The sequence below is a fragment of the Lactobacillus amylolyticus DSM 11664 genome (assembly GCF_000178475.1).
In the GTDB taxonomy this organism is placed as follows: domain Bacteria; phylum Bacillota; class Bacilli; order Lactobacillales; family Lactobacillaceae; genus Lactobacillus; species Lactobacillus amylolyticus.
This window is the reverse complement of sequence record NZ_ADNY01000029.1, coordinates 32,481-49,814: the sequence shown is the minus strand read 5'-3', so window position 1 is coordinate 49,814 and position 17,334 is coordinate 32,481. Positions and strand designations below refer to the sequence as shown.

32 protein-coding genes are annotated in these 17,334 nt (G+C 39.1%); 31 read left to right on the top strand and 1 reads right to left on the bottom strand.

The genetic code is table 11. The features are described 5' to 3' along the window. Positions 1-11: 11 nt before the first annotated feature. Positions 12-683, bottom strand: coding sequence for a prepilin peptidase (locus HMPREF0493_RS03640; RefSeq protein ID WP_040457155.1), 672 nt, complete (start codon positions 681-683; stop codon positions 12-14). Positions 684-856: 173 nt separating this feature from the next. Between HMPREF0493_RS03640 and rpsL the strand changes: the two genes are divergently transcribed. From rpsL to HMPREF0493_RS03485, 31 genes are all read left to right on the top strand, one after another. Continuing rightward, positions 857-1,264: a 30S ribosomal protein S12 gene (gene rpsL, locus HMPREF0493_RS03635; RefSeq protein ID WP_006351936.1), complete on the top strand. Its 408-nt coding sequence runs from the start codon at positions 857-859 to the stop codon at positions 1,262-1,264. A gap of 16 nt (positions 1,265-1,280) precedes the next feature. Continuing rightward, positions 1,281-1,751 (top strand): 30S ribosomal protein S7, encoded by a 471-nt coding sequence (rpsG, locus tag HMPREF0493_RS03630; protein WP_006351935.1) that lies wholly within the window; start codon positions 1,281-1,283, stop codon positions 1,749-1,751. 38 nt (positions 1,752-1,789) lie between these two features. Further along, positions 1,790-3,883, top strand: coding sequence for an elongation factor G (gene fusA, locus HMPREF0493_RS03625; RefSeq protein WP_006351934.1), 2,094 nt, complete (start codon positions 1,790-1,792; stop codon positions 3,881-3,883). Between the two features lie 278 nt (positions 3,884-4,161). Then, entirely contained in the window at positions 4,162-4,470 is a 309-nt protein-coding gene (gene rpsJ, locus HMPREF0493_RS03620) for a 30S ribosomal protein S10 (protein WP_006351933.1), read from the top strand. 23 nt (positions 4,471-4,493) lie between these two features. Next, on the top strand, positions 4,494-5,132 hold the full coding sequence (gene rplC, locus HMPREF0493_RS03615; RefSeq protein WP_006351932.1) for a 50S ribosomal protein L3: 639 nt from the start codon (positions 4,494-4,496) through the stop codon (positions 5,130-5,132). Positions 5,133-5,146: 14 nt separating this feature from the next. Next, positions 5,147-5,764: a 50S ribosomal protein L4 gene (rplD, locus tag HMPREF0493_RS03610; protein ID WP_006351931.1), complete on the top strand. Its 618-nt coding sequence runs from the start codon at positions 5,147-5,149 to the stop codon at positions 5,762-5,764. Then, the gene (gene rplW / locus HMPREF0493_RS03605) at positions 5,764-6,066 is read left to right on the top strand and encodes a 50S ribosomal protein L23 (protein ID WP_006351930.1); all 303 of its coding nucleotides are present in this window, start codon (positions 5,764-5,766) and stop codon (positions 6,064-6,066) included. The genes rplD and rplW overlap by 1 nt, the downstream gene beginning before the upstream one ends. A 15-nt stretch (positions 6,067-6,081) precedes the next feature. Beyond that, positions 6,082-6,918, top strand: a complete 837-nt coding sequence (gene rplB / locus HMPREF0493_RS03600; protein WP_006351929.1) for a 50S ribosomal protein L2 — start codon at positions 6,082-6,084, stop codon at positions 6,916-6,918. An 18-nt stretch (positions 6,919-6,936) separates the two neighbouring features. After that, a complete protein-coding gene (gene rpsS / locus HMPREF0493_RS03595; RefSeq protein ID WP_006351928.1) occupies positions 6,937-7,221 on the top strand; it encodes a 30S ribosomal protein S19 in 285 nt (94 codons plus the stop codon). Positions 7,222-7,240: 19 nt separating this feature from the next. Then, on the top strand, positions 7,241-7,594 hold the full coding sequence (gene rplV, locus HMPREF0493_RS03590; protein ID WP_003549029.1) for a 50S ribosomal protein L22: 354 nt from the start codon (positions 7,241-7,243) through the stop codon (positions 7,592-7,594). A gap of 13 nt (positions 7,595-7,607) precedes the next feature. Then, the gene (gene rpsC / locus HMPREF0493_RS03585; RefSeq protein WP_006351927.1) at positions 7,608-8,279 is read left to right on the top strand and encodes a 30S ribosomal protein S3; all 672 of its coding nucleotides are present in this window, start codon (positions 7,608-7,610) and stop codon (positions 8,277-8,279) included. After that, entirely contained in the window at positions 8,279-8,719 is a 441-nt protein-coding gene (gene rplP / locus HMPREF0493_RS03580) for a 50S ribosomal protein L16 (protein ID WP_006351926.1), read from the top strand. Before rpsC ends, rplP begins: the two co-directional genes overlap by 1 nt. Further along, positions 8,709-8,906: a 50S ribosomal protein L29 gene (gene rpmC, locus HMPREF0493_RS03575; protein ID WP_006351925.1), complete on the top strand. Its 198-nt coding sequence runs from the start codon at positions 8,709-8,711 to the stop codon at positions 8,904-8,906. The genes rplP and rpmC overlap by 11 nt, the downstream gene beginning before the upstream one ends. Positions 8,907-8,924: 18 nt before the next feature. Further along, entirely contained in the window at positions 8,925-9,191 is a 267-nt protein-coding gene (gene rpsQ / locus HMPREF0493_RS03570) for a 30S ribosomal protein S17 (RefSeq protein WP_006351924.1), read from the top strand. A 33-nt stretch (positions 9,192-9,224) separates the two neighbouring features. Next, positions 9,225-9,593 carry a 50S ribosomal protein L14 gene (rplN, locus tag HMPREF0493_RS03565; protein ID WP_006351923.1) on the top strand — a complete coding sequence of 123 codons (369 nt, stop codon included), beginning with the start codon at positions 9,225-9,227 and terminating at the stop codon, positions 9,591-9,593. A gap of 19 nt (positions 9,594-9,612) precedes the next feature. Beyond that, the gene (gene rplX / locus HMPREF0493_RS03560) at positions 9,613-9,846 is read left to right on the top strand and encodes a 50S ribosomal protein L24 (RefSeq protein ID WP_006351922.1); all 234 of its coding nucleotides are present in this window, start codon (positions 9,613-9,615) and stop codon (positions 9,844-9,846) included. A gap of 14 nt (positions 9,847-9,860) precedes the next feature. Continuing rightward, complete coding sequence (gene rplE, locus HMPREF0493_RS03555; protein WP_006351921.1) at positions 9,861-10,403, top strand: 50S ribosomal protein L5; 543 nt, start codon at positions 9,861-9,863, stop codon at positions 10,401-10,403. Positions 10,404-10,415: 12 nt separating this feature from the next. Further along, positions 10,416-10,601: a type Z 30S ribosomal protein S14 gene (locus tag HMPREF0493_RS03550; protein WP_006351920.1), complete on the top strand. Its 186-nt coding sequence runs from the start codon at positions 10,416-10,418 to the stop codon at positions 10,599-10,601. Positions 10,602-10,625: 24 nt separating this feature from the next. Beyond that, on the top strand, positions 10,626-11,024 hold the full coding sequence (gene rpsH / locus HMPREF0493_RS03545; RefSeq protein WP_006351919.1) for a 30S ribosomal protein S8: 399 nt from the start codon (positions 10,626-10,628) through the stop codon (positions 11,022-11,024). A 24-nt stretch (positions 11,025-11,048) separates the two neighbouring features. After that, on the top strand, positions 11,049-11,579 hold the full coding sequence (rplF, locus tag HMPREF0493_RS03540; RefSeq protein ID WP_006351918.1) for a 50S ribosomal protein L6: 531 nt from the start codon (positions 11,049-11,051) through the stop codon (positions 11,577-11,579). A gap of 25 nt (positions 11,580-11,604) precedes the next feature. Beyond that, complete coding sequence (rplR, locus tag HMPREF0493_RS03535; RefSeq protein WP_006351917.1) at positions 11,605-11,964, top strand: 50S ribosomal protein L18; 360 nt, start codon at positions 11,605-11,607, stop codon at positions 11,962-11,964. 16 nt (positions 11,965-11,980) lie between these two features. After that, positions 11,981-12,490 (top strand): 30S ribosomal protein S5, encoded by a 510-nt coding sequence (gene rpsE, locus HMPREF0493_RS03530; protein WP_006351916.1) that lies wholly within the window; start codon positions 11,981-11,983, stop codon positions 12,488-12,490. A 14-nt stretch (positions 12,491-12,504) separates the two neighbouring features. Then, positions 12,505-12,690 carry a 50S ribosomal protein L30 gene (gene rpmD, locus HMPREF0493_RS03525; RefSeq protein ID WP_006351915.1) on the top strand — a complete coding sequence of 62 codons (186 nt, stop codon included), beginning with the start codon at positions 12,505-12,507 and terminating at the stop codon, positions 12,688-12,690. 23 nt (positions 12,691-12,713) lie between these two features. After that, positions 12,714-13,154, top strand: a complete 441-nt coding sequence (gene rplO / locus HMPREF0493_RS03520) for a 50S ribosomal protein L15 (RefSeq protein WP_006351914.1) — start codon at positions 12,714-12,716, stop codon at positions 13,152-13,154. Beyond that, positions 13,154-14,449: a preprotein translocase subunit SecY gene (gene secY / locus HMPREF0493_RS03515; RefSeq protein WP_006351913.1), complete on the top strand. Its 1,296-nt coding sequence runs from the start codon at positions 13,154-13,156 to the stop codon at positions 14,447-14,449. Before rplO ends, secY begins: the two co-directional genes overlap by 1 nt. 9 nt (positions 14,450-14,458) lie before the next feature. Then, entirely contained in the window at positions 14,459-15,115 is a 657-nt protein-coding gene (locus HMPREF0493_RS03510; protein WP_006351912.1) for an adenylate kinase, read from the top strand. Between the two features lie 72 nt (positions 15,116-15,187). After that, positions 15,188-15,409, top strand: a complete 222-nt coding sequence (gene infA / locus HMPREF0493_RS03505; RefSeq protein ID WP_006351911.1) for a translation initiation factor IF-1 — start codon at positions 15,188-15,190, stop codon at positions 15,407-15,409. Between the two features lie 14 nt (positions 15,410-15,423). Beyond that, positions 15,424-15,540: a 50S ribosomal protein L36 gene (rpmJ, locus tag HMPREF0493_RS03500; RefSeq protein ID WP_002878160.1), complete on the top strand. Its 117-nt coding sequence runs from the start codon at positions 15,424-15,426 to the stop codon at positions 15,538-15,540. Positions 15,541-15,559: 19 nt separating this feature from the next. Beyond that, complete coding sequence (gene rpsM / locus HMPREF0493_RS03495; RefSeq protein WP_006351910.1) at positions 15,560-15,910, top strand: 30S ribosomal protein S13; 351 nt, start codon at positions 15,560-15,562, stop codon at positions 15,908-15,910. A 23-nt stretch (positions 15,911-15,933) separates the two neighbouring features. Then, the gene (gene rpsK / locus HMPREF0493_RS03490) at positions 15,934-16,317 is read left to right on the top strand and encodes a 30S ribosomal protein S11 (protein WP_006351909.1); all 384 of its coding nucleotides are present in this window, start codon (positions 15,934-15,936) and stop codon (positions 16,315-16,317) included. A 48-nt stretch (positions 16,318-16,365) separates the two neighbouring features. Next, the gene (locus HMPREF0493_RS03485) at positions 16,366-17,304 is read left to right on the top strand and encodes a DNA-directed RNA polymerase subunit alpha (protein ID WP_006351908.1); all 939 of its coding nucleotides are present in this window, start codon (positions 16,366-16,368) and stop codon (positions 17,302-17,304) included. Positions 17,305-17,334 lie beyond the last annotated feature (30 nt).

The following is a 17,334-nucleotide window of genomic DNA, read 5'->3' as shown; positions in this document are numbered from 1 at the left end:
AGCTTTTTTGTCTAAAAATTTTTAATTATTAAGGCCGTAAAAATATAAGGAATAAATGCAAAACTAGATGAGTAGCTCTGATGTTTTTCAAATAAATAAGAAAGAATAACAAGAATGGATGCAATTAGAAAAACTTCATTAGCAAATTGCGGATTAAAGAAGGAGGCAATTGATAGATAAAGGTAAAGGTCACCGCTGCCTAGCTTTTTCTTATAAACGTAGAGGATTAATAGGCTAGCAATTGGTAAAAATTGAAGAAGGTTAAAGTAATGCCAAAAGTTAGCCTTGGTTAAAGTAACAATAAAAAGTGGTAACAAAAAAATTGTAGGGAATTCTTTATCGTTAAAATCAAAAATGGCAATTAATAGGACAAAAAAGATAAAGATTCCTGTCGAAAAGCTTTTAATATTAGAAAAATCAATTGGAAGAAAGGCACAACCACCTAAAATTTCAAACAAAAGAAGTGTCCAAGAAATTTTTTCATGACAAAAACGACATTTTCCTTTAAGGATTAAAAATGAGATTATTGGCAACTCATCAGTCAGTGCCAAGGGTTGTAAGCAAAAGTCGCAATACGAATGTCCCCATAAAAAATTGCCTTGGTCAAAACGATCGTAGATGACACATGCATGTGAAGCTAAACAGCTTCCAATAAAAAAATTAACAAAATAATTAATTAGCATAAAATCCCTCCAATTATTAAATACGTAAAATAAAGATAATTTACCGAAATAGTTTGCTTTCTGTTTAAAAGGTAGTACAATATTGTTTGTATGTTTTGAACAGATTTTCCGTGAGCCAAAAAAGAAACTCCCGGATGTGTGAACAAAAAATATTATTTTAGGAGGAAATTTTAATGCCAACCATTAACCAATTGGTAAGAAAAGGCCGTCATTCAAAGACGACTAAGTCAAAGTCACCAGCTTTGAACTACGGTTACAACAGTATGAAGAAGAAATTAGTATTCAACCCAGCTCCACAAATGCGTGGTGTTGCAACTCGTGTTGGTACTATGACACCTAAGAAACCTAACTCAGCTTTGCGTAAGTATGCTCGTGTACGTCTTTCAAACTTGATTGAAGTTACTGCTTACATTCCAGGTGAAGGCCACAACTTGCAAGAACACTCAGTTGTATTAATCCGTGGTGGTCGTGTAAAGGACCTTCCTGGTGTTCGTTACCATATTGTTCGTGGTGCCCTTGATACTGCTGGTGTTGATGGCAGAAAGCAAAGTCGTTCTAAGTACGGTACTAAGAAAGATTAAAGGGAGGGTTTAAATAATGCCTAGAAAAGGTCACGTAACTAAAAAAGACGTTTTAGCAGATCCAGTTTACAACTCAAAACTTGTTACTAAGTTAATTAACCACTTAATGGTTGATGGTAAGAGAGCTAAGGCATCATCAATCCTTTACGATGCTTTCAGTATTGTTAAGGATAAGACTGGTAAGGAACCACTTGATGTCTTTGAAGAAGCAATGAATAATGTTATGCCAGTTTTGGAAGTTAGAGCTCGTCGTATCGGTGGTTCCAACTATCAAATCCCAGTTGAAGTTCGTCCAGAAAGAAGAACTACTTTGGGCTTAAGATGGCTTGTTTCATACGCTCGTTTACGTAACGAACACACTATGGATGAATGTTTAGCTAACGAAATTATTGATGCTTCTAATAACACTGGTTCAGCTGTTAAGAAGCGTGAAGACGTTCACCGTATGGCTGAAGCTAACCGTGCATTTGCACACTACCGCTTCTAATCTGCTCATTCGTTTTATTTTAAGGAGAGAAAATATTTATGGCTAACAAGCGTGAATTTCCATTAGAAAAGACACGTAATATTGGTATCATGGCCCACATCGATGCGGGTAAGACTACCACTACTGAACGTATCCTTTACTACACTGGTAAGATCCACAAAATTGGTGAAACTCACGAAGGTGATTCACAAATGGACTGGATGGATGAAGAAAAGGAACGTGGTATTACTATTACATCAGCAGCCACTACTGCTCAATGGAAAGGCCACAGAATTAACATTATCGATACCCCAGGGCACGTTGACTTCACTATCGAAGTAGAACGTTCACTTCGTGTTTTGGATGGTGCCGTAACTGTTTTGGATGCCCAGGCCGGTGTTGAACCACAGACTGAAAACGTATGGCGTCAAGCTGAAACTTACGGTGTTCCTCGTATTGTTTTTGTTAACAAGATGGATAAGATCGGTGCTGACTTTGATAAGTCAGTTGAATCTTTGCATGAACGTTTAAACGCAAATGCACATGCTGTTCAAATGCCAATTGGTTCTGCTGAAACTTTTGAAGGTGTTATCGACTTAATCAACATGGTTGCTGATATCTACGACGAAGACAAGCTTGGTTCAAAGTGGGATACTGTTCCAGTTCCTGATGAATACAAGGAAGAAGCACAAGCTCGTCGTGAAAAGTTAATTGAAGCTGTTGCTGATGTTGACGATGGCATCATGGAAAAATACTTAAACGGTGACGAAATTTCAAGCGATGAAATTAAGGCAGCTATCCGTAAAGCAACCATTGACTTGAAGTTCTTCCCAGTATTTGCTGGTTCAGCCTTCAAGAACAAGGGTGTTCAAATGATGCTTGATGGTGTTGTAGATTACTTGCCATCACCATTAGACGTTAAGCCTTATGTTGCTCATGATCCTAAGACCGGTAAAGAAGTTGAACTTAAGGCTAACGATAGCGAACCATTTGCTGCTTTAGCATTTAAGATTGCTTCAGACCCATTCGTTGGACGTTTAACTTTCATCCGTGTTTACACTGGTTCACTTCAATCAGGTTCTTACGTATTGAATGCTTCTAAGGATACTCGTGAACGTGTAGGTCGTTTGCTTCAAATGCACGCTAACGAACGTAAGGAAATTCCAGAAGTATTCTCAGGTGATATTGCCGGTGCTATCGGTTTGAAGAACACCACTACTGGTGACTCTTTAACTGATCCAGATCGTCCACTTATTTTGGAAAGTTTGCAAGTTCCAGATCCAGTTATCCAAGTTTCAATTGAACCTAAGTCAAAGGCTGACCGTGATAAGTTGGATGTTGCTTTGCAAAAGCTTACTGAAGAAGACCCAACCTTTAAGGCTGAAACTAACCCAGAAACTGGTCAAACTTTGATCGCTGGTATGGGTGAACTTCACCTTCAAATCATGGTTGAACGTATGAAGCGTGAATTCCACGTTGAAGCTGAAATCGGTGAACCACAAGTAGCTTACCGTGAAACCTTCACCAAGGAAGCTAAGGCTCAAGGTAAGTTCGTTCGTCAATCTGGTGGTAAAGGTCAATACGGTGACGTTTGGATTGACTTTATTCCTAATGAAGAAGGTAAAGGATACGAATTCGAAGATGCCATTGTTGGTGGTGTTGTTCCTCGTGAATTTATCCCTGCAGTTGACCAAGGTTTACAAGAAGCTATGAAGAATGGTGTTCTTGCAGGTTACCCATTAATTGACATTAAGGCTAAGCTTTACGATGGTAGTTACCACGAAGTCGACTCATCAGAAGCTGCCTTCAAGGTTGCTGCTTCTCTTGCATTGAAGAATGCTGCTCCTAAGGCTGGTGCCGTAATTCTTGAACCAATTATGAAGGTTCAAGTCATTACACCAGAAGAATACTTAGGTGATGTAATGGGTTCAATTACCGCTCGTCGTGGTACGATGGATGGTATGGACGACCGTTCAGGCGCTAAGGTATTGAATGCTATGGTTCCACTTTCTGAAATGTTTGGTTACGCAACTACTTTGCGTTCATTAACTCAAGGTCGTGGTACTTTCACTATGGTATTTGATCACTACTCACCATGTCCAAAGTCAATTCAAGAAGAAATTATTAAAAAGCGCGGCGGAGATGCTAAATAATTTTTAATAATTTTAGAAAAAAGAGTTATCCAGTTTTGGATAGCTCTTTTTTTGTAAAAAATATTGAGAAACATCGGTGAAACCCTTGATATTTAAGGCCATACCAAGTAAAATAGTCGTTGTGCATTTAAGGGCTTATTATGCTCTGATGCTCAAAATTGTTGTAAAGCGTTGACGCAAAAGGTTGCGGCACGCCAGGCTGCATTGCCACAGTGGTGTGCAGGGAATTTTTGCCGAGCTAGTCATCTTTTAAAGAAGACGTTAAGGAGGTAATTTAAATGGCAAGTCAAACAATTCGTATTAGACTTAAGTCTTACGAACATGGTATTCTCGATGAATCAGCTGCTAAGATTGTAGCTAGCGCAAAGAGAACTGGTGCAGAAATCTCAGGCCCAGTTCCTCTTCCAACTGAAAGAACTTTGTTCACTGTTCTTCGTTCACCACACAAGAACAAGGATTCACGTGAACAATTCGAAATGCGCACTCACAAACGTTTAATCGATATTTTGAATCCAACACCAAAGACTGTTGATTCATTAATGAAGCTTGATCTTCCAAGCGGCGTAGACATCGAAATCAAATTATAATTTACATAGAAAGAGGTGTAATCATGACCAAAGGAATCTTAGGAAGAAAAGTTGGTATGACTCAAATCTTCACTAAAGATGGTGCCTTAGTTCCAGTAACTGTTGTTGAAGCAACTCCTAACGTTGTTATGCAAGTTAAGACTGTTGAATCAGACGGTTACGATGCTGTTCAATTAGGTTACCAAGACAAGCGTGAAGTTTTGAGCAACAAACCAGAAAAAGGTCATGCTGCAAAGGCAAAGACTTCACCTAAGCGCTTCATTCGGGAAATCCGCGGTGTTGAGCTTAAGAACTATGAAGTCGGCTCAGAAGTTACTGTGGATACATTCAAGGAAGGTGACGTCGTAGACGTTACTGGTACTACAAGAGGTCATGGATACCAAGGTAACATTAAGCGTTGGGGTCAATCAAGAGGACCAGAAACTCACGGATCAAGATACCACAGAATTCCTGGTTCAATGGGTTCAATCATTAACCGTGTACCAAAGGGCAAGCACTTGCCAGGTCACATGGGCGTTAAGAAAGTTACCATTGAAAATTTAGTAATCGAAAAAGTTGTTGCAGACAAGAACGTATTAATGATCAAAGGCAACGTACCTGGTGCTAAGAATTCATTAATCGTAGTTAAGACTGCATCTAAAGTTACAGACGCTGCTAAGTAGGAAGGAGGACTAGAATGGCTAATTTAAAAGTTATCGATCAAAACGGTAAAGACTCTGGTGAAGTTACCTTAAACGATAAAGTTTTTGGTATCGAACCTAACGAAAGCGTAGTCTTTGAAGCAATCATCAGACAAAGAGCTGGTCAACGTCAAGGTACTTCAAAGGTTAAGAATAGATCTGCTGTTCGCGGCGGTGGTAAGAAGCCTTGGAGACAAAAGGGCACTGGTCGTGCTCGTCAAGGTTCTATCAGAGCTCCACAATGGCGCGGTGGTGGTACGGTATTTGGCCCTACTCCACGTTCTTACGCATATTCAATGCCAAGAAAACAACGTCGTTTGGCTATCAAGTCAGTTCTTTCCCAAAAGTTGATTGATAAGAATTTGATCGTTTTAGATAAGTTGACTATGTCAGCACCTAAGACTAAAGAATTTGTGTCAATTTTAGACAGCTTAAAGGTAGAAAGTAAGGTATTAGTTGTTTCTGACGACAAGAACGTACAACTTTCTGCTAAAAACTTGCCAAAGGTTAAGGTTGTTCCAGTTAATGGCTTAAATGTTGAAGATGCTGTTAACTACGACAAGTTAATCTTGACTCAAGATGCTGTAAAGAAGATTGAGGAGGTTTTGGCTTAATGAACGCACGTGATATCATTTTAAGACCTGTCATTACTGAAAAGTCAACGAACTTAATGGATGATAAGAAGTACACTTTCGACGTGCTTTTAACTGCAACCAAAACTCAAGTTCGTAACGCTGTTGAAGAAATCTTTGATGTCAAAGTTAAGAGCGTAAACATTATGAACGTTCGCGGCAAAGACAAGCGAGTTGGTCGTTACTTCGGTAAGACAGCTCGTCGTAGAAAGGCAATCGTTACTTTAACTGACGATTCAAATGACATTAAAGTTTTCCAAGACGAAAACAAAGAAGACAAGTAATAGGAGGTCAGTCAATTGGCTATTAAGATTTACAAGCCAACCACTAATGGTCGTCGTCATATGACTTCTTCCGACTTTGCTGAGATTACCAAGACAAAGCCTGAAAAGACTTTACTTGAATCACAATCACATACTGCAGGTCGTAACTCATATGGTCACATCACTGTAAGACACCGTGGTGGTGGTCACAAACAAAAATACCGTATCATCGACTTTAAGCGTAACAAGGACAACGCAAAGGCAGTTGTAAAGGCTATCGAATATGATCCAAACAGAACTGCTAACATTGCTTTGCTTCATTACACTGACGGTATTAAAGCTTACATTTTAGCTCCTAAAGGCTTAAAGGTTGGCGATATTGTTGAATCTGGTGAAGAAGTAGATATCAAGCCAGGTAACGCTTTAGCACTTAAGAACATTCCTACTGGTACAAACATTCACAACATTGAATTAAGACCAGGTAAGGGTGGTCAACTTGTAAGAAGTGCCGGTGCTTCTGCTCAAGTATTAGGTTTTGATGGTTCTTACACTTTGGTTAGATTACAAAGTGGTGAAGTTCGCAAGATCTTATCTGAATGTCGTGCAACTATTGGTGTAGTTGGTAACGAACAGCACTCATTAATTCAATTAGGTAAAGCTGGTCGTAAGCGTTGGTTAGGCAAGCGTCCACAATCACGTGGTTCCGTAATGAACCCTAACGATCACCCACATGGTGGTGGTGAAGGTAAGGCTCCTGTTGGTCGTCCACAACCTATGACTCCATGGGGCAAGAAGGCTCGTGGTATCAAGACTAGAAACACCAAGAAGGCTAGCGAGAAGTTAATTATTCGTCACCGTAAAGGTAGCAAGTAATAGAAGGAGGGTTAATTAATGAGCCGTAGTATTAAAAAAGGTCCTTTTGCTGACGCATCATTATTAAAGAAAGTTGATGCACAACAAAATGCTGATAAGAAGCAAGTTATTAAGACTTGGTCACGTCGTTCAACTATTTTCCCTTCCTTTGTAGGTTTGACTATAGCTGTTTACGATGGTAGAAAACATGTTCCAGTTTATATTACTGAAGACATGGTTGGTCATAAATTAGGTGAATTTGTTCCAACAAGAACTTTCCATGGACACAAGATCGCCGATGACAAGGCCACAGCACAAGCTTAGAGGAAGGAGAAACATCTAAATGGCAGAACAAATTAGTTCAGCTAAGGCTGAAGCAAGAACTGTTCGCATCGCTCCAAGAAAAGCACGTTTGGTTATTGACTTAATTCGTGGTAAGAGCGTTGCTGAAGCATTAGCAATCTTGGAATTTACGCCTAGAGCTGCTTCCCCAATCGTTGAAAAAGTTTTACGTTCAGCTATTGCTAATGCAGAACACAACTACGATCTTGAAAGTGCTAACCTTTACGTATCAGAAGCTTACGTAAACGAAGGCGCAACTTTGAAGAGATTCCGTCCACGTGCTAAGGGTATGGCTTCTCCAATTAACAAGAGAACTAGTCACGTAGTTGTTGTAGTTTCAGAAAAGAACGATTAAGGGAGGTATATTAATGGGTCAAAAGATTAACCCAAATGGTTTTCGTCTCGGTGTCATCCGTGATTGGGAATCAAAATGGTATGCTGACAGAGGATACAAAGAAACTTTAAACGAAGACCTTCGTATTAGAAAATATATTTCAGACAAATTGAAGGATTCCTCTGTTTCTACTGTTGAAATTGAACGTGCAGCTAACAGAATCAATATTTCAATCCACACTTCAAAACCAGGTATGGTAATTGGTAAAGGTGGTTCTGAAGTTGAAGCTTTAAGAAAAGAATTAAATGCTTTAACTAGCAAACAAGTACACATCAACATTGTTGAAATTAAGAAGCCAGATCTTGATGCTGAATTAGTAGCAGACAGTATTGCCCGTCAATTGGAAGCTCGTGTTGCATTCAGACGTGCTATGCGTCAAGCTTCACAAAGAACTATGCGTGCTGGTGCTAAGGGTACCAGAATTCAAATTTCTGGTCGTTTGAATGGTGCTGACATGGCTAGAAGAGAATGGCATACTGAAGGCCGTGTTCCATTACAAACATTAAGAGCTGATATTGATTATGCTTGGGTTAACGCCTTCACTACTTACGGTGAAATTGGTGTCCAAGTTTGGATTAATCGTGGCGAAATCTTACCAACTCGTAAGAACAAGTCATCTAAGCCAGCGAAGGGAGGAAACAAGTAATGCCATTAGTACCTAAGCGAGTAAAACACCGTCGTGAATTCCGTGGTAAGATGCGTGGTGCTGCTAAAGGTGGTAAGTACATTGCCTTTGGTGAATATGGTTTGGTAGCCCTTGAATCTCACTGGATTACTAACCGTCAAATCGAAGCTGCCCGTGTTGCTATGACACGTTACATGAAGCGTGGCGGTAAAGTTTGGATTAGAATTTTCCCTCAAAAGTCATACACTGCTAAAGGTGTCGGTGTACGTATGGGTTCTGGTAAAGGTGCACCAGCAGGTTGGGTAGCTGTAGTAAAGAGAGAAAAGATTTTATTTGAAATTGGTGGCGTATCAGAAGAAGTAGCTCGTGAAGCTTTGAGACTTGCTTCTACTAAGTTACCAATCAAAACTAAGTTTGTGACTAAGAGTTCGGAAGTAGGTGGCAATTCTAATGAAGGCTAAAGATATCAGATCATTAACCACTGAGCAAATGTTAGAAAAGGAAAAGCAATATAAAGAAGAACTCTTTAACTTGCGTTTCCAACAAGCAACGGGTCAATTAGAAAATACCGCTCGCTTGAGCAAAGTCCGTAAAAACATCGCTAGAATTAAGACTATTCTTAGCGAAAAAGCATTAGAACAAAATTAATGGAAGGGAGCTATTAACTTGAGCGAAGCAAACGAAAGAAATCGTCGTCACGTATACCAAGGACGCGTTGTTTCTGATAAGATGGACAAAACTATTACTGTAGTTGTTGACACTTACAAGAATCACCCAGTTTATAAAAAGCGTTTTAAGTATTCAAAGAAGTTTTACGCACAAGACGAAAATAATGAAGCTAAAGTTGGAGATACTGTTCGTATCATGGAAACCCGTCCATTATCTCGTACAAAGCGCTTCCGTTTAGTTAAGATTGTTAAGAAATCTGTTTAATTTTTACGGATTTACTGAAGGGAGGATTTCACAGTGATTCAAAACGAATCTCGTTTAAAGGTTGCTGATAACTCTGGTGCCAGAGAACTTTTAGTCATCAGAGTCTTAGGTGGTTCAAAGCGTAAGACTGGTAATATTGGTGACATCGTTGTAGCTGCTGTTAAACAAGCAACACCAGGTGGCGTTGTCAAAAAGGGTGACGTCGTAAAAGCAGTCATTGTTAGAACAAAGTCAGGCGCACGTCGTGTAGATGGTTCATACATCAAGTTCGACGAAAATGCAGCCGTAATTATTAATGCAGATAAGAGCCCACGTGGTACTCGTATCTTTGGGCCAGTTGCACGTGAGTTACGTGAAGACGACTTTATGAAGATCGTCTCACTTGCTCCTGAAGTCTTATAATTGTTAGTGAGGTGCACTGATGTTTGTTAAAACTGGTGACAAGGTAAAAGTTATTGCCGGAAAAGGTAAAGGTAAAGAAGGTACTGTTCTTTCTGTTAACGTTAAGAAGAACCGTGTAGTTGTTAAGGGCGTTAACAAGATTAAGAAACACCAAAAGCCTTCACAAAATAACGCTAACGGTGGTGTAGTTGAATCAGAAGGTTCAATTCACGCATCAAACGTTAAGGTTATTTCTAAGGCAGATAAGAAGTAGAAGGGAGGACACAAATGGCAAGTTATTTAGCACAAGAATACAAGGAAAAAGTTATGCCTGCATTAGAAGACAAGTTTAATTACAAGTCAGTTATGCAAGTACCAAAGATCGAAAAGATCGTTTTAAACATGGGTGTTGGTGACGCAGTTTCAAACGCAAAGAATTTGGATGAAGCTGTTGAAGAATTAACATTAATTTCTGGCCAAAAGCCATTGATCACCAAAGCCAAGAAATCAATCGCCAACTTCCGTTTGCGTGAAGGTATGTCTATCGGTGCTAAGGTTACTCTTAGAGGCGATAGAATGTACGATTTCTTATACAAGTTGATCAATGTTTCTCTTCCACGTGTTCGTGACTTTCGCGGTGTTTCAGCTCGTTCATTCGACGGTCGTGGTAACTACACTTTGGGTATTAAAGAACAATTGATCTTCCCAGAAATCGATTTCGATAAGGTAAATCGTACTAGAGGTTTAGACATTGTTATTGTTACTACTGCCAACACTGATGAAGAAGCTCGTGAACTTTTAGGTCAATTTGGTATGCCTTTTACAAAGTAATGGAGGACATTAATGGCTAAAACATCACAAAAAATCAGAAATCATCGTCCTGCTAAGTTCTCTACACGTGAATACACACGTTGTGAGAGATGTGGTCGTCCACATTCCGTATACCGCAAGTTCGGTTTATGCCGTATTTGCTTAAAGGAATTAGCACACAAAGGTCAAATTCCTGGTCTTAAAAAGGCTAGTTGGTAGTATACGGTTAGGAGGATAGCATAAATGGTCATGACAGATCCGATCGCAGATTACTTGACTAGAATCAGAAATGCCAACATGGCAAAGCACGATTCAGTTGAAATTCCTGCATCAAACATTAAAAAGTCAATTTCGGAAATTTTGAAGCGCAAAGGTTTCATTCGTGATTACGAAGTAACTGATGACAACAAGCAAGGCGTTATCAAGATTTTCTTGAAGTATGGTCCAAACGGTGAACGCGTAATTTCAGGCTTGAGGCGTATTTCTAAGCCAGGTCTTAGAAACTATGTTGGTGCTGAAGAATTACCTAAGGTTCTTAACGGTTTAGGTATTGCCATCGTTTCTACTTCTGCAGGTGTTATTACCGATAAAGAAGCTAGACAAAAGGGCGTTGGCGGCGAAGTTATCGCTTACGTTTGGTAATTCTGACAGAAAGGAGAAAATTCAATGAGCCGTATTGGTTTAAAGACTATTAAAGTACCCGACGGTGTCACTGTTACCAAAGAAGGCAACAATATTACTGTTAAGGGACCTAAGGGTGAATTAACCAGATACTTTGATCCAAAGATTAAGTTTGAACAAAAAGACGGTGAAATCAACTTTAGTCGTTCAAATGAAAACGACAAAGCTCTTCACGGTACTGAAAGAGCAAACTTAGCCTCAATGATCAAAGGTGTTGTTGATGGTTACAAGAAGACATTGAAGTTAATCGGTGTTGGTTACCGTGCACAAGCACAAGGCAACAAGATTACTTTAAATGTTGGTTACTCACATCCAGTTGTTTTAACTGCTCCAGAAGGCGTTAATGTTAAGACTCCTTCAGCAACTGACGTTGAAATTGAGGGTATTTCAAAGGAAAACGTTGGTCAATTTGCAGCTGAAGTCCGTGCCGTACGTCCACCTGAACCTTATAAAGGCAAAGGTATTCGTTACACTGATGAATACGTACGTCGCAAGGAAGGTAAGACTGGTAAGTAATAAGTAGTTATTTTGAGGTGAAATTGTGATTTCTAAACCAGATAAAAACAAGTTACGCTTAAAGCGTCATAAACGTATTCGTGGAAAGATTTCTGGTACTGCTGAGCGCCCACGCTTAAGTATCTTTCGTTCAAACAAAAACATCTACGCTCAATTAATTGATGACGTAGCGGGTGTCACGCTAGCAAGTGCCTCAACTTTGGACAAGTCTGTTTCCGCAGATTCAAGCAAAGTAGAACAAGCTGCAGCTGTTGGTAAGGCTATTGCCGAAGCAGCAAAAGCTAAGAATATTACAAATGTCGTATTTGATAGAAGTGGTTACTTATACCACGGCCGTATTTCAGCATTGGCAGACGCCGCTCGTGAAAACGGATTAGATTTCTAGGAAGGAGAATTAACACATGGCAAACCGCAACGATTCTCGTAACAATCGCAGAAACAAGGACGATATCGAAGATCAATTAGTCGCTGTCAACCGTATTACTAAGGTTGTAAAAGGTGGACGTAGAATGAGATTTGCTGCCCTTGTTGTCGTTGGTGACAAGAAAGGCCGTGTAGGTTTCGGTACTGGTAAGGCTCAAGAAGTCCCAGAAGCAATCCGTAAGGCTGTAGAAGACGGCAAGAAGAAAATGATCAATGTATCTAAGGTTGGTACTACTATTCCTCACGAGGTAATTGGTCACTATGGTTCAGGTAACATTTTATTGAAGCCTGCCGAAGCTGGTTCCGGAGTAGCTGCCGGTGGTGCCGTACGTATCGTTATGGATATGGCTGGTATCGCTGATGTTACTTCAAAATCTTTGGGTTCAAACACTCCAATCAATGTTGTTCGTGCAACTATTGATGGCTTGAAGAAACTTAGAACTAGTGAAGAAGTTGAAAAACTTCGCCAAATCAAGAACGAAGATTAGGGAGAGGTTAATAGATGACTGATTTAAAAGTTACTTTAATTAGAAGTGTTGCGCACCGCATTCCTAGTCAAAAGAAAGTCGTTAAGGCTCTTGGTTTAGGTCGCGTAAACAGTACTGTTGTTCTTCCAGACAACGCTGCTACTCGTGGTGCATTATTGAAAATTGCTCACTTAATCTCTGTTGAAGAGATTAATAAATAAAGAATCAAGGAGGTGCCAAATAAATGAAGCTTCATGAATTACATTCAGCAGAAGGCTCACGTCGTGCAAGAAAACGTGTAGGTCGTGGTACTTCAAGTGGTTACGGTAAGACTTCTGGTCGTGGTCAAAAAGGTCAATTGGCTCGTCAAGGCGGTCATACTCGTTTAGGTTTTGAAGGTGGTCAAATGCCATTGTTCAGAACTATGCCTAAGCGTGGTTTCAAGAAAATCAACCGTAAAGAATACGCAATTATTAATTTAGATGACTTAAACAAGTTTAAAGATGGTAGCGAAGTAACTGTTGAAAGTTTGAAAGAAAATGGTCTTGTAAAGAAAGAACTTTCAGGTGTTAAGTTACTTGGTAACGGTGAATTAAAAGTTAAATTAACTGTAAAGGTTAACAAGGTTTCCGCAGCTGCTAAGAAGGCAGTTGAAGCTGCTGGCGGAACTGTTGAGGTGATCTAATGTTTTCAACCTTGAAGAACGCCTTTAAGGATAAAGAAATCAGAAACAAAATTTGGTTTACTCTCTTTATTCTTTTGCTTTATCGGATCGGTGCTAACATTGCCGTTCCAGGTGTTAATGCAAAAGCGATCACTCAGGTTGCACAAACTGGTTTGGTTCCAATGCTGGATACTGTTTCCGGTGGTGGACTTGATAATTATTCAATATTTTCACTCGGTGTTTCTCCTTACATTACGGCACAAATTGTTATCCAATTGCTTCAAATGGATATTGTGCCAACTTTAGTTGAATGGGGGAAGCAAGGTGAAGTAGGTAGACGTAAAACTAATCAGGTTACCAGATATTTAACATTGGTAGTTGCCTTTGTTCAAAGTCTTGGTATTACGTTAGGTTTTAACGCCTTGACACAAATGGGTTTAGTCAAGAATCAAACTTGGCAAACTTATTTAGAAATTGCCATTATCATGACTGGTGGAACGATGCTTCTAAATTGGCTTGGTGATGAAATTACTGACAAAGGTTTAGGAAATGGTATTTCAGTAATTATTTTTGCTGGTATTATAGCAAGACTTCCATCAGGAATGTGGCAAATATATAATGAAGAAATCGTTAATAATAGTGCTAGTGATCGTTGGCAAGGTATTTTGTTCTTCATCGGGGTTATCGTTGCAATCCTTATCGTAACGCAACTTGTTACCTGGGTTGAACAAGCTGATCGTCGTATTCCTATTCAATACACAAGAAGAGCGACAATCAGTGGATCTGAAAGTTTTCTACCATTGAAGGTTAACGTTTCTGGAGTTATTCCAGTTATCTTTGCCAGTTCATTTATTATTACACCGGCAACTGTTTTAATGGCCTTTCAAAAAAGTCAAGGTGACCAGCAATGGTATCAAGTGTTGACTAACATTTTCAGTTTACAAACTACTCCAGGTGTTATCATTTACACGATTTTGATTATTCTATTTACATTCTTCTATGCTTTTGTTCAGGTAAATCCTGAAAAGCTAGCAGAAAACTTACAAAAACAAGGGGCTTACATCCCAAGTGTATGGCCTGGTAAAGATACACAAGATTATGTTTCTAAACTTTTAATGAGATTATCCACAGTTGGTTCAATTTTCTTAGGTTTAGTAGCACTTATACCACAATTAGCAACTAACTTCTGGGGCTTACCAAGTTCTATTGGTTTAGGCGGAACTAGTTTGTTAATTGTAATTGGGGTTGTCTTAGAATTATCTCGTCAAATTAACGGTTTGTTAATGAAAAGAGAATATGTCGGATTCATCAGATAGGACGGAAATATGATTAACTTAATTCTTTTAGGTTTGCCAGGTGCTGGTAAAGGTACAGCATCAGAACAAATTGTTGATAAATATCACTTAACTCATATCTCAACTGGGGATATGTTTAGGGAAGCTATGGCTAACAAAACAAAAGTTGGCCTTGAAGCTAAGAGCTATATCGACAAAGGTAATTTAGTACCTGACGAAGTTACTGCTAAATTAGTTGAGGAACGTTTAAGTCAACCAGATATTAAAGAAGGTTATATCTTAGACGGTTTTCCGAGAACTATTGAACAAGCAGAAATGCTTGATGGTATCACTAAACGTTTAAATAAACCATTAACTAATGTTATTGCATTAGATGTTGATGAAGATACTTTAGTAAAACGTTTATCAGCACGCTTTATGTGTAAAAATTGTGGAGCTACTTATAATAAGATCTCAAAGATGCCTAAGGTTGAAGGTACATGTGATCGTTGTGGTAGTCATGAATTTTATCAACGTGAAGATGACAAACCAGAAGTTGTTAAGAATCGTCTTGAAGTTAACGAAAAGATGAATGCACCATTAAAAGACTTTTATCAAGAAAAAGGTTTGTTGACTGTAATTAACGGAAAGCAAACTCCAGATAAAGTATTTGAAGATATCGATGCGGTCTTAAGTAACAACAAGTAAGACAAAGCTTGTATATTTAGAATTCCGTGTTATAATTTCAAAGTATGACTGTTTAATTGCGGAGGAACAACTTTGGCAAAAGATGGTGTCATTGAAGTAGAAGGTAAGGTAGTTGATACCTTACCTAATGCTATGTTTAAAGTTGAATTGGAAAATGGAGCAACTATTTTAGCACACGTTTCAGGCAAGATTAGAATGCACTATATTCGCATTTTGCCTGGAGACCGTGTGACTGTTGAGCTTTCTCCATATGATTTAACAAAAGGTAGAATTACGTATCGGTTTATTAAGTAATAACGGAGGTAAACATGAAGGTTAGACCATCTGTTAAACCAATGTGTGAACATTGTAAAGTTATTAAGAGACATGGCCGTGTTATGGTTATTTGCCCTGCAAATCCAAAACACAAGCAACGTCAAGGTTAAAAAATAGGAGGTGCAATTTATGGCACGTATTGCTGGTGTTGACTTACCAAGAGATAAACGAGTTGTAGTCGCATTGACTTATATTTATGGTATTGGTGAACCAACTGCTAAGAAGATTTGTAAAGATGCTGGTGTTTCAGAAGATATCCGTTCAAAGGATTTAACTCCAGAAGATCAAGAAAAGCTTCGTTCAGAAGTCGACAAATACCGTGTTGAAGGTGACTTACGTCGTGAAGTAAGTATGAACATCAAACGTTTAGTTGATATCGGTTGTTACCGTGGTATTCGTCACCGTCGTGGACTTCCAGTTCGTGGTCAAAATACTAAGAACAATGCTCGTACCCGTAAGGGTGCTAAGAGAAACCGTTAATATATTTATAAGGAGGTTTATTGATGCCTAAAACAGCACGTAAGCGTCGTGTGAAGAAGCATGTCGAAAGCGGCGTTGCTCACATTCAGTCTACGTTTAATAATACTTTAGTCATGATTACTGACGTTCAAGGTAATGCAATTGCTTGGTCTTCAGCCGGTGCATTGGGCTTTAAGGGTAGTCGTAAGTCAACCCCATTTGCAGCTCAAATGGCAGCCGAAGCAGCAGCTAAGAGTGCAATGGACCAAGGCATGAAACGTGTAGAAGTTTCTGTTAAAGGCCCTGGTGCTGGTCGTGAATCTGCAATTAGATCACTTCAAGCAACTGGTCTTGAAATTACTGCAATTCGTGACGTTACGCCAGTTCCCCACAATGGTTCTAGACCACCAAAACGTCGTCGTGTTTAATTTTGTCCTTAATGCTCAAGGACGTTACGTTTTGAAAGGGGCCTAGTAATGATTGAATTTGAAAAACCAAATATTACCGTTGTTGAACAAGAAGATTCTTACGGTAAGTTTGTTGTTGAACCACTAGAACGAGGCTTTGGTACAACATTAGGTAATTCTCTTCGCAGAGTATTACTCACTTCTATTCCTGGTACAGGACTTGTTTATGTTCAAATTGACGGCGTTTTACACGAGTTCTCAACAGTTCCCGGCGTTAGAGAAGATGTAACTAAGATTATCTTGAATTTGAAGAAACTTGAATTAAAGTCAAATTCAGATGAACAAAAGGTTATTGAATTGGATGTTGAAGGTCCAGCCACTGTAACTGCTGATGATCTTAAAGTTGATTCAGACGTAGAAGTTTTGAATCCAGATCAATACATTTGTACCATTGCTGAAGGTGGGCACTTGCACATGCAAATTGCGGTTAAGAATGGTCGCGGTTATGTAGCTGCAAGTGACAATAAGAGTGAAGACATGCCAATTGGTGTTATTCCAGTTGATTCTCTTTTCTCACCAATTAAGAAGGTAAATTACCAAGTTGAATCAACTCGCGTTGGTAAGAGAGACGATTTTGACAAGCTCACTTTTGAGATTTGGACAGACGGTTCAATCAACCCTAATGACGCCCTTAGCTTCGCTGCAAATATTCTTGTAGAACACTTTAAGGTATTCGAATCTGCAGATGCAGATAACAAGTTCAGCGAAGTAATGGTGGAAAAGGAAGACAACAAGAAAGAAAAGAAGCTTGAAATGACTATTGAAGAGCTTGATCTTTCTGTTCGTTCTTACAACTGCTTAAAGCGTGCAGGTATTAATACTTTGCAAGAGTTAACAGATAAAAGTGAAGCAGATATGATGCGTGTACGTAATTTAGGACGTAAATCATTGGAAGAAGTTAAGAACAAATTAGCTGACTTAGGACTCTCACTTCGTCAAGAAGATTAACTTAAGTAAGCAAATAAAGGAGGCAAACTA

What these genes read in the sequence shown, in the direction of transcription:
- HMPREF0493_RS03640 (WP_040457155.1), bottom strand. Translation starts at nt 683, where the DNA reads ATGCTAATTAATTATTTTGTTAATTTTTTTATTGGAAGCTGTTTAGCT.
- rpsL (WP_006351936.1), top strand. Translation starts at nt 857, where the DNA reads ATGCCAACCATTAACCAATTGGTAAGAAAAGGCCGTCATTCAAAGACG.
- rpsG (WP_006351935.1), top strand. Translation starts at nt 1,281, where the DNA reads ATGCCTAGAAAAGGTCACGTAACTAAAAAAGACGTTTTAGCAGATCCA.
- fusA (WP_006351934.1), top strand. Translation starts at nt 1,790, where the DNA reads ATGGCTAACAAGCGTGAATTTCCATTAGAAAAGACACGTAATATTGGT.
- rpsJ (WP_006351933.1), top strand. Translation starts at nt 4,162, where the DNA reads ATGGCAAGTCAAACAATTCGTATTAGACTTAAGTCTTACGAACATGGT.
- rplC (WP_006351932.1), top strand. Translation starts at nt 4,494, where the DNA reads ATGACCAAAGGAATCTTAGGAAGAAAAGTTGGTATGACTCAAATCTTC.
- rplD (WP_006351931.1), top strand. Translation starts at nt 5,147, where the DNA reads ATGGCTAATTTAAAAGTTATCGATCAAAACGGTAAAGACTCTGGTGAA.
- rplW (WP_006351930.1), top strand. Translation starts at nt 5,764, where the DNA reads ATGAACGCACGTGATATCATTTTAAGACCTGTCATTACTGAAAAGTCA.
- rpsS (WP_006351928.1), top strand. Translation starts at nt 6,937, where the DNA reads ATGAGCCGTAGTATTAAAAAAGGTCCTTTTGCTGACGCATCATTATTA.
- rplV (WP_003549029.1), top strand. Translation starts at nt 7,241, where the DNA reads ATGGCAGAACAAATTAGTTCAGCTAAGGCTGAAGCAAGAACTGTTCGC.
- rpsC (WP_006351927.1), top strand. Translation starts at nt 7,608, where the DNA reads ATGGGTCAAAAGATTAACCCAAATGGTTTTCGTCTCGGTGTCATCCGT.
- rplP (WP_006351926.1), top strand. Translation starts at nt 8,279, where the DNA reads ATGCCATTAGTACCTAAGCGAGTAAAACACCGTCGTGAATTCCGTGGT.
- rpmC (WP_006351925.1), top strand. Translation starts at nt 8,709, where the DNA reads ATGAAGGCTAAAGATATCAGATCATTAACCACTGAGCAAATGTTAGAA.
- rplX (WP_006351922.1), top strand. Translation starts at nt 9,613, where the DNA reads ATGTTTGTTAAAACTGGTGACAAGGTAAAAGTTATTGCCGGAAAAGGT.
- rplE (WP_006351921.1), top strand. Translation starts at nt 9,861, where the DNA reads ATGGCAAGTTATTTAGCACAAGAATACAAGGAAAAAGTTATGCCTGCA.
- HMPREF0493_RS03550 (WP_006351920.1), top strand. Translation starts at nt 10,416, where the DNA reads ATGGCTAAAACATCACAAAAAATCAGAAATCATCGTCCTGCTAAGTTC.
- rpsH (WP_006351919.1), top strand. Translation starts at nt 10,626, where the DNA reads ATGGTCATGACAGATCCGATCGCAGATTACTTGACTAGAATCAGAAAT.
- rplF (WP_006351918.1), top strand. Translation starts at nt 11,049, where the DNA reads ATGAGCCGTATTGGTTTAAAGACTATTAAAGTACCCGACGGTGTCACT.
- rpsE (WP_006351916.1), top strand. Translation starts at nt 11,981, where the DNA reads ATGGCAAACCGCAACGATTCTCGTAACAATCGCAGAAACAAGGACGAT.
- rpmD (WP_006351915.1), top strand. Translation starts at nt 12,505, where the DNA reads ATGACTGATTTAAAAGTTACTTTAATTAGAAGTGTTGCGCACCGCATT.
- rplO (WP_006351914.1), top strand. Translation starts at nt 12,714, where the DNA reads ATGAAGCTTCATGAATTACATTCAGCAGAAGGCTCACGTCGTGCAAGA.
- secY (WP_006351913.1), top strand. Translation starts at nt 13,154, where the DNA reads ATGTTTTCAACCTTGAAGAACGCCTTTAAGGATAAAGAAATCAGAAAC.
- HMPREF0493_RS03510 (WP_006351912.1), top strand. Translation starts at nt 14,459, where the DNA reads ATGATTAACTTAATTCTTTTAGGTTTGCCAGGTGCTGGTAAAGGTACA.
- rpmJ (WP_002878160.1), top strand. Translation starts at nt 15,424, where the DNA reads ATGAAGGTTAGACCATCTGTTAAACCAATGTGTGAACATTGTAAAGTT.
- rpsM (WP_006351910.1), top strand. Translation starts at nt 15,560, where the DNA reads ATGGCACGTATTGCTGGTGTTGACTTACCAAGAGATAAACGAGTTGTA.
- rpsK (WP_006351909.1), top strand. Translation starts at nt 15,934, where the DNA reads ATGCCTAAAACAGCACGTAAGCGTCGTGTGAAGAAGCATGTCGAAAGC.
- HMPREF0493_RS03485 (WP_006351908.1), top strand. Translation starts at nt 16,366, where the DNA reads ATGATTGAATTTGAAAAACCAAATATTACCGTTGTTGAACAAGAAGAT.